This is a genomic window from Sorangium sp. So ce321 (assembly GCF_051530195.1).
Classification (GTDB): Bacteria; Myxococcota_A; Polyangia; order Polyangiales; family Polyangiaceae; genus Sorangium.
Genome location: NZ_CP150329.1, coordinates 8,539,262 through 8,554,380, shown reverse-complemented (window position 1 = coordinate 8,554,380; position 15,119 = coordinate 8,539,262). Strand labels below are relative to the sequence as shown.

The following is a 15,119-nucleotide window of genomic DNA, read 5'->3' as shown; positions in this document are numbered from 1 at the left end:
GTGTCTACGGAAGCGGGGGAGGACCACTTCCCGGGTCGCGTCGCGGCTCAGGCACGGCGCCTCGCTGCGCGCACGCGGGCTCAGGCACGGCGCCTCACGCTGCGCACGCGCGCCCGCCGGACGAGGCCATCCCTTCCGTTGGCTCGTCGGCGCTGGCGCGGCGGCGAGCCCAAGGACGGTCTCGGCTACGGGACACAACGCCCAGGCTCAGCAGCGGTGAGGGCCGAGCGGCCACGGAGCTGGAAAAGCCCACCTGCCCCCCGCCGTCTGCCGAAGCGCCTGGCTCGGCCTCAGGAACTTCCGCGCGCGAGCAGCGCTTATAGCCGGTCGAGGTCCTGCTCGGGATCGAAGCTCGCGCCGATCTGTGGCCGGTTTTCAGCGAACCCGGCGCAAACGCCCCTGCTCGTCCGGCTCGACGTCCAGGTTCACCGGCTGCCGAAGGCAGTGCGGTGCAACGAAGGATCAGGCCGCAGATTCGCGCTGAGGCCGGCTGCCCTGGTCACTGGCCGGCGGGCGGTTGCCAAAGCTCTACCTTGTTTCCCTCTGGATCGATGACCCAGGCAAACTTTCCGTACTCGGAATCGTCGATCTTCTCGAGAACGTTGCAGCCTTCTTCGCGTAAGACTTTGACCAGGGCGTGGAGATCCTCCACCCGGTAATTGACCATGAAAGCTGCAGTGCTGGGCGCGAATTGGTCACCTTGCGCCGAACCGATGGACCAGACGGTCGTTCCGGCGACCGGCTTACCTTCACCGTCGGTCCAGGTGAAAGCCGTACCACCCCATTCCTGGACATCGATTCCGAGGTGTCGCTTGTACCAAGCCTGTAGTGCCGGAGCGTCCTTGGCTTTGAAGAAGATGCCGCCAATTCCAGTGACTCGCTTCATGGAACCTCCGAGATCGATTGGTGGTGAGGGAGAGTGTGTTTTCTGCGGACTGACGTCCTGCCGGTCTTCCGAGGCGCGCAGCACCGGCGGCAGCAGCGGTTTGTTGGACGGGAGACAGAGAAAGAGAGAGTGCACAGGGAGGCGGGGAGGCGGGGAGGCGAGAGAACCTCGGTCCCGGGCTTCTGGAGTCCGCCTATGAACAATGCTTGTGTCATGGACTGTCGCTCACCGGATTGAGCTTCGCGAGACAAAGGCCGCTGCCGGTGATCTACAAGGGAGTCATGCTCGACTGTGGTTATAAGATGACCACTCCGGCACCACCAGCCGCCCCGCATCGACCCAACCCGAAGCAGCCGGCGCTGAGACTGCCGGTTCGAACGACTGATCCCGGCTCTCGACTCCCCGCCTCCCTGTGAATCTCTCCCTCTCCATCTTCCTCTCCGTCCAACACCCTGGGCCTCTGCCGCGGGTGGGCGCGCGAAGCACGCCCGCTCGTCGGTAGCAGGCCCTCGTCGGGCAGCATTTGCTCCAGTCTGGTAACAGTCGATCGCAGGCCGCTGTGTGCCCGCCATGCTCGTGCGTAGTCATGTCTTACCTGACCCGAAGAGCTGCCTGCGCTTCGCGAAATAGATGCTGTTTAATACAACCAAGGGTAGCGGTCCCAGAATGGCTGCGGCCCTGCGAAGAAACGCGGGTAGTAGAAGCAACAGCAATAGAAACGCCCAGTTGAGATACCATGCCCAAAGGCGGCGCTTCAACAGTCCGTAGGCGAGGGCGCCTTGCAGTGCGGAGAGTGGAAGCTGCACCATGAGGATTCCAGCTACCTCAGCTCCGACAACGACCTGCACCACAACGCCGCCGATTGCTGCTGTGCCGAGGAGCGCAGCATAGATTTCGAGCCATCGTACGCCGAGGCGGGCTTGCGCTCGCTCTGCCGACGCAGCGGGCGCCGCCGGATCGGGGCTGCGGAAGCTCGTGCTGTCAACGCCGCGCCGGCGAAGCTCAATCCGCGCGAGCTCAATGGCTCTCTCCTCGTAATCCTCGCGGTCTGGCCCGACAACTGCCAAAAGATCGTCATTGGAGAGCTGAGCGAAGCGTGCGGCAACGTAGATATCGTCCATATTGGTCAATGCCTCCTTTGCGCTCGCTATGACGATGCCGTCGTGTTCGTCCCCTCTGGAGAGTCCTGGGCCTGGCGAGGCTGCCCAACTATCAGTCGATTGGTCAACTGAAGCCACCGGACCGGATCTGTCTAGATCGTCGCCTTTTGTGATTTACCCCGCGAGAAGTCTCACGGATCGGCTCTGCGCCGCAAGGCCCAAGCGCTGTCCAGCGCCCCAGGGTAGATCCATCTAACACCGGCGGCAGTAGCCGCCTTTCCGGGGGGCCGGGAGGCGCCTTTCCCGGGGCTCCCGCGGCGTCGCTCGATCCACGCGCACCGCCCGCGGCCCCGTCGCGCCGTCCGCGGCCCCGTCGCGCCCTCCGCGGCCCCCTCGCGCCGCCCGCGGCGCACCGGCGCCCGAGCCGGAGGCGCTCCCGGCAGAGCGTGCGGGCCTGTGCGTGCGTGCGCGCACGCACGGGCCCGCACCGCCCGTGTTCCCCAGGAAGCTCGCTCATTTACGCCCCCAGAACGGTGGCCCGCCCCGTGCTTTCTCGACGCTGAGACGAGGTTGACCCGCTGCGTGGCGCAACCAGCTGCCCACGCCCCCTGCGGCCGAGGCGCGCCGCCCGGCGCCGTCCCGCCGGACTTTCGCCGCGCCCGCCCCGCGCCGCCAAGGAGAGCACCGCGATGCCCACCGACGACGATTCAACGACCCCGAGCAGCATGTCTCCGCTGACCCTCCGGCGGCTGGAGCAGGTGTCCCGCAACCTGATCGACAGCTCACCCCCGCAGCCCGGAGAGCCCCAGGGCCCCGGCGAGCGCGGCGCCTGGATCCGGCAGATCATCACGGGCGCCGCAGGCTGGCTCGGCACGAGCCGCGCCGCCTTCTGCATCCCCCTCCTCACGTTTGTCGTGCTGCTCACCGTCCTTGTCTTCCAGCCACGCCAGCTCGCGTCGGCCGTCGTGATCGACCTCCACCTCCCCTCGGAGAAGGCCATTCCCGAGGAGCGGCTCGCGCCCGGCGTGGAGATCGACCCCCAGGACCTCGTGTGGCGCTTCCGGTACGGCGCCACAGGCACCGAGTTCGCCGGCGGCGTGCCCTACTGGATCTACCGCGTCCTGCCGAGGATCTTCGACGACGAGTTCAAGGGGCGCGGCTACGACCGCTTCGGCTTCGGCGAGGACGACACCACCTATTACCGATCGCGCCCGGTGGGCCGCGGGCTCTTCCTCGCCGACTCCACCCTTCACGTCCCGCTGCTGCACACGAGCTTCGCGCTGAAGCGCGTCGCCATCAACTGCTCGGGGTGCCACCGCGGCGAGTACCTGGGCGCGAACGGCGAGGCCGTTTACGTGGACGGGATGCCGAACCACACCGCCGACCTGCAGGGGTTCAAGCGCTTCTTCGCGCGCGCCTTCCTGGACGAGCGCATGACCGGCGACCGGCTCATCCACGAGATCGACGCCGCCCTCGCCGAGGAAGGGGCCGCCCCGCTCACCGGCCGCGAGCAGGCGCTCTACCGCATCCTGCTCGCCGAGATGACGAAGAGGAGCCGCGCGGCGGTCAGCGCCTGGATGGACCTCAGGGCCGACAACGGCCCCGGGCGCATCGACCCCTTCAACGCGGTCAAGTTCGAGGTCCTCGGCGCGCCCGACGACGGGACCGCAGCCCAGATGGACTTCCCCTCGCTGTGGAACCAGCACGAGGGCATCCGCCCGTGGCACCACGCCGACGGCAACACGAGGAGCTCCACGGCCCGCAACCGCGGCTCGGCCATCGGCGTCGGCGCCGTCGCGATGTCGCTCAACAAGGACAACGTCGACGCGATCGGGCGCTGGCTCGACCGGGACCTGCCGGCGCCGGCCTACCCCTTCACGCCGCCTCCGCCCGAGGGGGCCGCGCGCGGGCTCGCGGTCTTCACCGAGCACTGCGCCCGGTGCCATGGGCTCTACGACCCGGCGACGCGGACCGTCCAGCAGGTCGAGGGCAGCCTCTACATGGAGCGCCTCAAGCCGGGGACCGACGCGGAGCGCTCCAGGGCGTTCATGAAGCCGGCCGCCGACGCGCTCAACGCGTTCGGCGAGCGGCGGCACCTCTGGGAGAAGGACGCGTTCCGCCCGGTCAGGGAGCCGGGCGAGTACCTCGCCGGCCCGCTCGACGGGATCTGGGCGCGCGCCCCGTACCTCCACAACGGCTCCGTGCCCACGCTGGGCGACCTGCTCAAGCCGCCCGCGCCGCGCGGCAAGCTCGCCCCGGAGGAGGCGCAGCGGTTCCGGCCGAAGCGGTTCTACCGCGGCAGCCGGCGCTTCGACGAGCAGCGCGTCGGCTGGACGTCGACCGAGCCGATGGAGGGAGATCGCGCGCTCTTCCTCTACCGCACCGTCGACGACAACGACGATCCGATCCCGGGCAACAGCAACGAGGGACACGCGTACGGCACGAGCCTCCCGCCGGGAGACCGCGAGGCCCTGATTGATTACCTCAAGACCCTTTGACCGGACTGGACCACAAGGAGCACACCGATGATCCCCCTCTTGGAAACCGCGCTCGCGTTCGCCATGATCATGCTCACAGCGAGCCTGTTCGTGAGCGCGGTCGTGCAGGTGATTGTCAACGTCGGGCGCTACCGATCCCGCGTCCTCATCTACATGCTTCGGTCGCTCATGCACGGGTTCCGGGCGTTCCACAGGGACCCTGACGTCGTCGACCCGGCGACCGGGCGCCCGGCGCGCGACGCGCTCGCCAGGAACGAGGCGTGCGAGATGCGCTTCGTGCACGAGGTGCTCGCGGACCCGGTCCTGCACGCGCGCAGCGCGGAGCTCATGTACGGCTCGGACCCGGCGCGGCTCGCGCTCCTCGTCGAGTACATCGACGCCGACGACCTGATCACCATCGCCGCGGGCGCGTCGGTGACGGTCGACGGGGAGGGGCGCGAGCGCCTGCTGCCCGCCCGCTGGGTGAGCTGCGGCCAGGGCAGCCCCGGCGCGGTGAAGCGCTACGCGACCCTCGATCAGTTCGCCGCCTACGTGCGGCGCTGGTTCCCGACCCTCGAGGGGACGGCGTCCCAGACCTTCAAGCAGCGGGCGCGGCGGCTGACCCTCCTCGTCTCGATGATGCTCGTCGTCCTCTTCAACTTCGACGGCTTCCAGGTGCTCGCCCGGCTGCACCAGGGCGGCGCCTCGCGCGCGCAGGTCATCGCGCAGGCGGACACCCTGACCGCCACCGCGACCCGCCTGGGGGAGCGCCCGGCCGGGGCGCCGGACGAGCGACCCGACGCGACGCTCGAGGACCTCGGGCTGGAGATGCAGAAGACGGCGACCCTCCTCGACGAGGCGAACCTCGGTATCGGCTGGCAGCAGAGCTGGATCGTCAAGCGGTTCGGCGCGTACCGCGGCGATCTCCTCGCGCCCCGGCCGACCGCGCTCCAGCTCCTCCGCGACACGCTGTTCTGGCTGGCCGGGCTCGCGTTCTCGTGCGGGATGCTCTCCCTGGGCGCGCCCTTCTGGGTCACCACGTTCTCCCGGCTCATCCAGATGCGCAACGAGGTGCAGTACCGGAAGCGGCAGGAGAGCGCGCCCGGCGTGAAGGTCGCGAGCGGCGCCCCGGCGCTCCCCGCGCGCGAGCGCGCCGTCGCGAGGGCCTCCTGAGACACCCAACGACAGAGAGGATCTTGGTCATGAACACCACGCTCGAGCTCCACCGGGAGTACCCGCCGCCCGGCGAGGATGACTGCATTCGACAGCTCACCGAGATCATGAAGCGCAATTACGATCGAGCGTACCCCGCGGGCGCCTCACCGGCGCTCCGCAGCGTGCACCCGAAGTCGCACGGCTGCGTGAGGGCCGACTTCATCATCGACGACGGCTTGCCCGACGAGCTCCGGCACGGCGTCTTCCAGAGGCCGCGCGTCTACCCGGCGTGGGTCCGCTTCTCGTCGACCTCCCCGCGCGTCCAGTCGGACATGCAGCGAGACGCCCGCTGCATGGCGATCAAGCTGCTCGACGTCGAGGGGGAGAAGCTCCTCGACGGCGAGAAGGGCGCGACGACGCAGGATTTCCTGATGGCGAACACCGACGTCTTCTTCGCGCGCAACGTCGCGGACTACGCCGAGCTGATGGCGGCCACCGGCGCGGGCAAGCCCCTCTCGTTCTTCCTCTCGTGCAGCCCGCCCCGCCTCCGGCTGCGCGAGCTCAAGAACTACCTCTCGGTCCTGCTCAAGCCGGTGAAGAACCCGCTGCACGACCGCTACTTCAGCCAGACGCCGTTCCGGCTCGGGGAGCGGGCGATGAAGTTCGCCGTGGCCCCCCGGCCCTGCGGCGCGCCCTGGGTCGAGGTCGAGCCGGGCGACGGCGCGCTCAAGCAGGCGGTGGCGCGGCAGCTCGAGCGGGGGGACTGGATGTTCGACTTCCTCGTGCAGCTCCAGGCCCATCCGACGAGGACGCCCATCGAGGACCCGACGGTCCGCTGGAGCGAGGATCTGTCGCCGTTCTACAAGGTCGCGACGATGGTGATCCCGGCGCAGCGCCTCGACCACCCGGGTCAGGCCGAGTTCGAGGAGAACCTCTCGTTCACGCCGTGGCACGCCCTGCCGGCGCACCGGCCGCTCGGGGGGCTGAACCGCGCCCGGCGCGCGGTCTACGAGACGATATCGAGGCTCCGCCACGAGAGGAACGGGGCCCGCCGCGAGGAGCCGACGGCCCTCCGCGCGTGGAGCGGGCGCACGCCGTGGAGAGCGCAGCCGGCGCGGCTCGGACAGGTGTGAGGTCGCCATCCGCCCGCGCCGCCCGCGCCGGAGCGCGGGGCGTGCCCGGCACGGCGGCGGCTGTCCGCGCCGCTCCGGGACACGCGGTGGCCCGGCGCACCGGAAGGTTAACGATGTCGGTGTCGGCCTGCCGTGGTAAAACCGCGTTCCGGAATCGCCTCCGTGACGTCCTCCACGACCTTGACCGAGCCGAGCCTCCTGTGGGGCCGGAACGACCTGGAGCCGCCCCCGGAGCACTTCCACCTGATCATCGCCTGGTCGCGCGAGGAGCCGCACCGCATGGGGGAGGCCGCGCTCGTCGAGGGGAGAGCCGTCCTCGGCCGCGGCGGGCCGCAGCCGCAGGACGCCGCGCCGCGCCTCACCTTCCACCGGCAGCGCCCGGTGGGCTGGGCCGCGATGCCGCCGCTGGAGGGGCCGCGGATCTCGCGCCTCCAGCTCGAGATGGAGCCCACCCCGGATGGGCTCCTCGCGGTCCGCTCGATCGGGCGCTGCCCCCTGCTCATCAACGGCTCGCCCGCGATCGAGGGCCTCGTGAAGGCGGGCGACACGCTCACGCTGCAGAACGCGCTCGTGCTGCTCGTGGTGCGGCGGCGGTGGGGCCTCGAGGTGATCCAGGCGCTCAAGGAGGCGCCGCGGTTCTCGTTCGGCGACGCCGACCCCCACGGCATCGTCGGGGAGAGCCCGGCCGTGTGGTCGCTGCGCGGCGCGCTCGCGTTCGCGGCGCAGTCCGGCAACCACGTGCTCGTGCGCGGCGAGAGCGGCGCCGGGAAGGAGCTCGCCGCGCGCGCCATCCACGCGCTCTCCCGCCGCCGCGGCGGCGCGTTCGTCGCGCGCAACGCGGCGACGTTCCCCGAGGGCCTCGTCGACGCCGAGCTGTTCGGGACAGCCCGGGGCTACCCCAACGCGGGCAGCCCGGAGCGCCCCGGGCTCATCGGCGAGGCGGACGGCGGCACCCTCTTCCTCGACGAGATCGGCGAGCTCCCGCCGCACCTGCAGGCCCACCTGCTGCGGGTGCTCGACCGCGAAGGCGAGTACCAGCGGCTCGGCGAGGCGCGCGTGCGCCGCTCGGATCTGCGCGTCATCGCGGCGACGAACCGCCCCGTCGACGCGCTGAAGCACGACTTCCTCGCGCGCTTCCTGATCAGCGTGAGCGTCCCCGGGCTCCCCGATCGCCGCGAGGACATCCCGCTGCTCCTTCGGCACCTGCTCGCCGCCGCCGCGCGCGACAGCCCGGAGCTGACCGATCGCTTCTTCGAGCGCCGCGGCGACAGGCTCGCCGAGCCGCGGATCGCGCCGGCGCTCGTCGACGCGCTCCTCCGCCACGCCTACACGCACCACCTGCGCGAGCTGGAGCGGCTCATGTGGATCGCCCTCGGGTCGAGCCTGGACAACTTCCTCGCCCTCACGCCGGACGTCTTCGCGGCGCTCCGCCCGGAGGCGGGCGAGCCCAGGACCGATCCCCGGGCCGGCCCCAGGACGACGGATCCCGGCAGGACGACGGATCCCGGCAAATCCAACCCGCCTCAGCCGTCCGACTCCGGCTCGATCGGGCGCGCCGAGATCGAGGTCGCGCTCGCGGAGGCGCAGGGCAGCGTGACGGGCGCGGCGCGCAAGCTCGGGTTGAAGAACCGCTTCGCGCTCTACCGGCTGATGAAGCGCTACGGAATCGCCGGGCCGGACGAGGAGACGAGCGAGGGCTGAGCCGGCGCGGGCCTCACGCGCCGCGCGCGGGCCTCACGCGCCGCGCGCGGGCCTCACGCGCCGCGCGCGGGCCGCGCCGGAGCGCCCTCGCCCGCGCGCATCCGGGCGACGATGACGCCGTACGCCCTGGTCCATGCGTCCCGGTGCGCCTCGGTCCAGTCCGCGGCGCTCACCTCGCGGAGCGCCGCGACGAGCGCCTCGCCGACCCAGTCGTACATCTCCGGCGTCACGCCGTAGACCACGTGCTGCGCGCCGAGCGGCGCGAGCTTCTCCGAGAGCCAGGTGTCGTCCTCGAGGTGGTCGAGCGCCGCCATGAGCGCCCGCTCGAACATCGTGCCCTGCGCCCCGGGGCTGTTGCGGGTGAAGAGCGGCCTCGCCTGCGGGTGCCGCTCGAACAGGACCTGATAGAAGCGGCGAGGGAACTCGTGATCACGCTGCACGACGAGCTCGAAGCTGTCGCGCAGCAACTCGGCATCCTGGGATGACATGAAGGACCGCTCCTCCGTGACGGTGAGCATCGGTCTCGCGGTCAGGCACCGCCCGTGCCATCAGGGCGTTGGCCGAGGCGTTGGCCGAGGCGTTGGCCGAGGCGTTGGCCGAGGCGTTGGCCGAGGCGTTGGCCGAGGCGTTGGCCGAGGCGTTGGCCGAGCATTGGCCGAGCGTCCGCCGAGCGGTGACCGCGCTTCGCGCCGAGCGTCCGCCGAGCGCCCGCCCAGCATCCGCCTGGCGCGCCCGAGCGTCTGCCGAGCGTCCGCCGAGGCGCGCGCCGCGCCGGACCGTGCGCGCACACATGAAGGCCTGTGCGCGCACACCTTCAGCAGAGCACGGCTGGACATGAATCTGTCCACCTGCACGCCGGCTCCTGGCGCGCAACGTCTCTTCATCACTATCGATCAAGCAAATAAAGCAAAAAGCGATCCGTCCAGCTGTCCAGTTGGTATCCTCGCCTGCGCACGGGGCGGTCATGCCGTACGCCCGGTGTGGGCTTGGTGTTGGAGGGCTCGATCCGTGTCGTTCCTCGAAGGTTCTCTGGTTGCGGGTCGGTTCCTGATCGAAGCGCTGGCCAGGAAGGGCGGCATGGGGGAGGTGTTTCGCGCCCGGGACGTGACGACCGGCGCGCCGGTGGCCCTCAAGCTGCTGCACGCGGACGCCGAGCGCCCGGAGGAGGCCGAGCGCTTCTTGCGCGAGGCGCGGCTCCTCTCCTCGCTCAAGCACCCCGGCATCGTCGAGTACCTGGCGCACGGAACGGCCCAGGACGGCAGGCCTTTCCTCGCGATGGAGTGGCTGTCCGGGAAAGAGCTCGGCGAGCGCCTCGACCGCGGCCCGCTGCGCATCTCCGAGTGCGTGGTGCTGCTGAGGAAGGTCGCGGACGCGCTCGCCGTCGCCCACGCGCGGGGCGTCGTCCACCGCGACATCAAGCCGAGCAACCTGTTCCTGCGCGACGAGCGCGTCGAGGGCGTCGCGGTGCTCGACTTCGGCATCGCGCGCCTGGCGGCGGCCGGCATGACGCTGACGCGGACCGGGCGCTTCGTGGGTACGCCCGGCTACATGGCCCCGGAGCAGGCGCGGGGCGACCGCGACCTCGGGCCGAGCGCGGACATCTTCGCCCTCGGGTGCGTCCTCTTCGAATGCCTGACCGGCAAGCACCTGTTCGGCGGCCGGGATCTGGTCGGCGTGCTCGCGAAGATCCTGTTCGATGACGTCCCCGCGGTCGGCTCGCTCCGGCCCGACACGCCGCCCGCGCTGGCCGAGCTGCTCGCGCGGATGCTGGACAAGGACCCGCAGCGGCGCCCCCCCGACGCCGCGGCGCTCCGCGACCAGCTCGCCGCCCTGACGCTGCCGGAGGGGGACGACGAGGCGCCGGTGCCGTCGGTCGCGGCGCCGCTCGCGCCCCGGGTGCTCACCGGCGAGGCGATGCAGCTGCTCAGCGTCGTGCTCGCCATGTGGACCGACAGCGACCCCGGCGAGACGCTGCCGCCCTCCACGGTCCAGACCTGGGCCCGCCCGACGCGCGACGCCCTGCGCTTCCGGCTCGCGCGCCTCGGCGGCCGCGCCGAGTGGCTGGCGGACGGCTCGCTGATCGTGGTCGTGTCGCCGTCGAGCAGCGCGCTGGATCAGGTCTCGGCGGCCGCCCGCTGCGCCCTCGAGGTGCAGCAGCACTGGCCCGGGGCCCGCATCGCGCTGACCACCGGCCGCGGGCTGCTCCAGGGCGGGGTCCCGGCCGGGGAGGCCATCGACAGGGCGGTGGCGCTGCTGCGCGTCGGGGCGGAGCCGACCATGACGGCCGACGCCGAGCCTTCCTACGCGGCGGTCGAGCCGGGGATCTGGCTGGACGAGCTGAGCTCGCGGTTGCTCGAGTCGCGCTTCCTCGTCACGACGCTCGCCGGGCAGCTGGTGCTGCGGGGCGAGCGCGCGAGCGTCGACGAGTCGCGCCCGTTGCTCGGCCGCCCGACGCCCTGCGTCGGCCGCGAGCAGGAGCTCTCGATGCTGCTCGGCGCGATCGAGGGGTGCATCGAGGAGGCGATGCCGTCCGGCGCCCTCATCATCGCGGCGCCGGGCATGGGCAAATCGCGCCTGCGGCACGAGCTGCTCCGGCGCCTCGGCGCCCGGTCGCCCGAGGTCGAGGTGCTGTTCGGGAGCGGCGCGCCGATGAGCGCCGGCTCGCCCTACGGCCTGCTCGGCGAGGCGCTCCGCCGCCTCTGCGAGGTGGAGGCCGGGGACCCGCCCGCGGCGCAGGAGGACAAGATCCGCCTGCGCGTCGGCCGGCACGTCCCGCCGGCGGACGCCGAGCGGGTGAGCGAGTTCATCGCGACCCTTTGCGGCGTCGCCGTCGAGCAGCCGAGCGTCTCGCTGCGCGCCGCGCGCGGCGACCCGAAGATCATGAGCGAGCAGATCCGCCGCGCTTTCCTGGACCTCATGCGGGCGGAGGCGGCGGCGCGGCCTTGCCTGCTGGTGCTGGAGGACCTGCACTGGGGCGACGCGGCCACGGTCAAGCTCGTCGACGCCGCCCTGCTCGACCTGCGGGAGCGGGCCTTCTTCGTGCTGGCCTTCGCGCGCCGCGAGGTGCACGACGTCTTCCCGAAGCTGTGGGAGGGGCGCGTCGTGCAGCGGGTCCCGCTCGCCGGCCTGACCAGGAAGGCGGCCGAGCGGCTGGTGACCGCGGTGCTCGGCGCCGAGGTGCCGGCCAGCCTGGTGGCGCGCATCGTCGAGCAGGCCGCCGGCAATGCGCTGTTCCTGGAGGAGCTGATCCGCGCTGTCGTCGAGGGCAAGTCCGAGGGGCGGCCGGCCACGGTGCTGGCGATGCTCCAGGCGAGGCTGTCGTGCCTCGAGCCGCAGGCGCGCAAGGTGCTTTGCAGCGCGAGCGTGTTCGGACAGACGTTCTGGCGCGGCGGCGTGCTCGCCCTGCTCGGGCAGGCGCGCGAGGCGACGGGCGGCGACGGAGCGGACCGCTGGCTGGAGAGCCTGGTCCGCTCCGAGATGGTGGAGGTGCAGTGGACCAGCCGGTTCCCTGGAGACACGGAGTACCGGTTTCGCCACCTCCTCGTGCGCGACGCCGCGTACGGCCTGCTGGCCCCGGAGGATCGGGGCCTCGGCCACCGGCTGGCCGGGGCGCACCTGGAGCAGGCGGGGGAGGCGGACCCCGTGGTGCTGGCCGAGCACGCGCACCTCGGCGGGGAGCTCGAGCGCGCCGCCCTGTACTACCTGCGCGCGGCCGAGCAGTCGTACCGGAGCAACGATTACGACGGGATGCTCTCGCGCGTCGAGCGCGGCATGAGCTGCGCCCCGCGCGGCGACACCCTCGGCCGGCTGCTCGGGATGAAGCTCGACGTCTGCTTCCTGCGCGAGGACTGGCAGGTCGGCCTGGAGATCGGCAGAGAGGCCCTGTCGGTGCTGACGAGGGGCAGCGTCGCCTGGAACCGGGCGGTGGGCCGGCTCGTCGTGATGGCGGGCCACCTCGGCCTGGCGGATGAGCTGGAGTCGCTCGTGAACGCGATCATGGCCAGCGAGCCGGAGCCCGGGGCCGAGGCGGCGTGCTGCATGCCTGTCGCGACGGCGATCACGGCCCTCAGCCACTGGGGCAGGCGCGACCTCTCGCTGCGCCTCCTGGCTCGCCTGGAGCAGCTCGCGGCGCGCGTCTCCGAGAGCGAGCAGCTCGCGCACGCGCAGCTGCGCTACAGCCGCTCGATGTTCCTGCGGCTCCTCGGGGACGACCCGTGGCAGGCGTACGAGGACGCGCGGCGCGCGGAGGAGGTGTTCGCGCAGGTGAGCCCGTGGCGCTGGCGCGAGTTCGCGGCGAGCTCGACCGCGCTCTCCATGGCGGAGCTCGGGGAGCACGCCGAGGCGGAGCGCAAGCTGCGAGAGTCCCTGGAGCGCACGCTGCGCATCAACGACGCGTTCACGCTCTCCAGCGTGCGCGTCTGGCTGATGATCCTGCTCACGGAGTGCTGCGCGCCAGAGCACCTGGAGGAGATAACGACCCTCGCGGATCAGCTCATCAAGATCGGCGCCATGGAGGCGACCATGGGGCCGGCCCACGGCGCGCTGGCGCGGGTGCTGATGGTGCGAGGGCGCCTCCCGGAGGCGCGCGAGGCGGCCGAGAGGGCGCTCGCGATCCTGCAGAGAGACAGGTTTTACCGGCCGCTCGTCTACCGGACGCTCATCGAGGTGCTGCTCCGGGAAGGGCGCGTGGAGGCGGCGCGGGAGGCCTCGGAGGAGGGGCTGCGCTGCCTCGAGTCGCTCGGCGGCTCGGTGGGGTACAGCGAGATCCCGCTGCGCATCGCGATCAGCGAGGCGCACCTCGCCGGCGGGGACGTGGCGCTCGCGCGGGCCGCGATCGCGCGGGCGCTGCGCGCTGTCGAGGAGCGCGCCGGGAAGATCCCCGACGCGGCCGTGCGGCGCCGCTATGTCGAGCAGGTGCCGGCGAACGCGCGGGTGAGGGAGCTTTCACGGGCGTGGCTCGGGCGCGACGTCGATCGGTGGCTCGGCGGCGAGCCCCCTGCCGCCTGAGGAAGCATCTCATCAGGAGGCCGTCCGATGAACCTCTACTGCGCGGCGCGGAGGTTCCTGGCGACCCAGTCCCAGCTCACGAGCCGGTCGAGGAACACCTCCAGGAAGGCCTGCCGGTTGTTGCGGTGATCCAGGTAATAGGCGTGCTCCCAGACATCGCACGTGAGGAGCGGCGCCGAGCCCGTGGTCAGCGGGGTCTCCGCGTTCGGCGTGTCGACGATCCTGCCCTTGCCGCCGTCGAGCACGAACCACGCATACCCCGAGCCGAAGCGCGCGACGCCGGCGGCGATGAAGTCGCGGCGGAACTTCTCCCAGCCGCCGAGCCCCGCGATGAGGTCGCCCACGTCGCCGGCGGGCGGAGCGCCGCCGCCGTCCGGCCTCATGCCTTCCCAGAAGAAGGTGTGATTCCAGACCTGAGCTGCGTTGTTGAACACCGCGCCCGAGCTCGAGCGCACGAGATCGACGAGGGGCCCGGTCGCCTCGGGCTTGCCCTCGATCAGGCTCTTGAGCTTCGCCATGTAGCCCTTGTGGTGCTTCTCGTAATGAAACTCGAGCGTCTCCCGGCTCATGGCCGGCTCCAGCGCGTCCTTGGGGTAGGGGAGCGGCGCGACCTCGAAATCCATCGTGTCCTCCTTGTCTCGTGGGTGCGCGCTGCGAGGCGGCCCGCGCCCTTCGACCCTCGAACCTCTCGAACCCGGGGCGCTGCCCGTCAATCCGCGCCGGCGCCGGGATACCCACGCCCGTGCCGGCGGTGCCCGCCCGCCCAGGCGGCGCGCGCGTCAGCCCGCGCGGCCGCTCGACGGCGCAGCGCCGCCCACGGCGCCCGTCACTTCGCCCGGCGCTTGCCCGAGCGCGCCGGCTGCGCCGGCTCCGGCGGCGCTGGCTCCGGCTGCGCCGGCGCCCCCTCGGACCGCGTCGCCATCGCCACGACGCGGCCGAGCTCCTCGCGGAGCGCGTCGGCCTCGCTGGGGCCGAGCTGCTCGCGGACGTGCTTCTGGGTCCGCTCCCAGAGCGGGAACGCCGCCTCGATGGCGCGCTCGCCTTGGCGCGTGAGGAAGATGAGGCGGACGCGCGCGTCGTCGGGCGCGCGCGCCACGCGCAGCAGGCCGGCCTTCTCCAGCGGCACGAGGTTCCGCGTGAGCGTCGTACGGTCCATGACGAGCCCGTCCGCGAGCGCGCTGAGCCTCACGCCCCCGTCGCCGCACGTCGCGACCGCCGCGAGCATCGTCAGCTGCGTCGACTGGAGCCCCGCGGGCCGCAGGCTCTCATCGTAGAGCCGCGTCAGCGCGCGGGAGGCGCGGCGCACGCGCACGAGCGCGCACTGGTTGGCGATGGTCTGGGCGGCGCGCGCAAAATCAACCACAAAAGTGTATGTACACTGTTGATCGCGGGCCCGTCAAACCCGGCCGTTCAGGACTGCTTGACATCTGTACAGGTGCAGGTACACCTATCTCGTCAACGCGGCGCGCCTTGTCGGCTCGACGCGCTGGTCCCGCCAGGCCCTGAGGGCCGTGGCGCGCTCTGACGATCGATCGGTCCACCAGCCGTCCGGGCTGCGGTGGCGCCCCTGCGCGCACCCGCGGGCGCCGTCGCGCGGCCGGCGGTCGTGCGCTCGCCGCGGGCGCGCGGGCGCGTGGGTGATTGCGTGTAGGTACACATG

The 15,119-nt window shown here is 71.8% G+C and carries 10 protein-coding genes and 1 pseudogene; 6 read left to right on the top strand and 5 right to left on the bottom strand.

Annotated elements, in window-relative coordinates; all coding sequences use genetic code 11:
- Positions 1–499: 499 nt before the first annotated feature.
- Positions 500–886, bottom strand: a complete 387-nt coding sequence (locus WME89_RS31545) for a VOC family protein (RefSeq protein WP_437661891.1) — start codon at positions 884–886, stop codon at positions 500–502.
- Between the two features lie 173 nt (positions 887–1,059).
- Here WME89_RS31545 and WME89_RS31540 point away from each other — a divergent pair.
- Positions 1,060–1,302, top strand: a pseudogene (locus tag WME89_RS31540) (GxxExxY protein); the annotation flags it as partial.
- A 168-nt stretch (positions 1,303–1,470) separates the two neighbouring features.
- Here WME89_RS31540 and WME89_RS31535 read toward each other — a convergent pair.
- Entirely contained in the window at positions 1,471–2,007 is a 537-nt protein-coding gene (locus WME89_RS31535; protein WP_438003381.1) for a hypothetical protein, read from the bottom strand.
- A gap of 668 nt (positions 2,008–2,675) precedes the next feature.
- Here WME89_RS31535 and WME89_RS31530 point away from each other — a divergent pair.
- The 4 genes from WME89_RS31530 (at position 2,676) to WME89_RS31515 (ending at position 8,452) form a co-directional block, all read left to right on the top strand.
- Positions 2,676–4,484, top strand: a complete 1,809-nt coding sequence (locus WME89_RS31530; RefSeq protein ID WP_438003380.1) for a hypothetical protein — start codon at positions 2,676–2,678, stop codon at positions 4,482–4,484.
- Positions 4,485–4,511: 27 nt separating this feature from the next.
- Complete coding sequence (locus WME89_RS31525) at positions 4,512–5,636, top strand: hypothetical protein (protein ID WP_438003379.1); 1,125 nt, start codon at positions 4,512–4,514, stop codon at positions 5,634–5,636.
- Between the two features lie 29 nt (positions 5,637–5,665).
- Positions 5,666–6,751: a catalase family protein gene (locus WME89_RS31520; protein ID WP_438003378.1), complete on the top strand. Its 1,086-nt coding sequence runs from the start codon at positions 5,666–5,668 to the stop codon at positions 6,749–6,751.
- 162 nt (positions 6,752–6,913) lie between these two features.
- Positions 6,914–8,452, top strand: a complete 1,539-nt coding sequence (locus WME89_RS31515) for a sigma 54-interacting transcriptional regulator (RefSeq protein ID WP_438003377.1) — start codon at positions 6,914–6,916, stop codon at positions 8,450–8,452.
- Positions 8,453–8,505: 53 nt separating this feature from the next.
- On the opposite strand, the gene WME89_RS31510 is transcribed toward WME89_RS31515, so the two are convergent.
- Positions 8,506–8,940, bottom strand: a complete 435-nt coding sequence (locus WME89_RS31510) for a globin domain-containing protein (protein WP_438003376.1) — start codon at positions 8,938–8,940, stop codon at positions 8,506–8,508.
- 589 nt (positions 8,941–9,529) lie between these two features.
- On the opposite strand from WME89_RS31510, the gene WME89_RS31505 reads away from it, so the two are divergent.
- Entirely contained in the window at positions 9,530–13,459 is a 3,930-nt protein-coding gene (locus WME89_RS31505) for a serine/threonine-protein kinase (RefSeq protein WP_438003375.1), read from the top strand.
- Between the two features lie 35 nt (positions 13,460–13,494).
- Here the strand turns inward: WME89_RS31505 and WME89_RS31500 are convergent, their stop codons facing one another.
- Together WME89_RS31500 and WME89_RS31495 are read right to left on the bottom strand one after the other, a co-directional pair.
- On the bottom strand, positions 13,495–14,082 hold the full coding sequence (locus tag WME89_RS31500; protein WP_438003374.1) for a superoxide dismutase: 588 nt from the start codon (positions 14,080–14,082) through the stop codon (positions 13,495–13,497).
- A gap of 203 nt (positions 14,083–14,285) precedes the next feature.
- Positions 14,286–14,822 carry a MarR family winged helix-turn-helix transcriptional regulator gene (locus WME89_RS31495; protein ID WP_438003373.1) on the bottom strand — a complete coding sequence of 179 codons (537 nt, stop codon included), beginning with the start codon at positions 14,820–14,822 and terminating at the stop codon, positions 14,286–14,288.
- Positions 14,823–15,119: the final 297 nt, after the last annotated feature.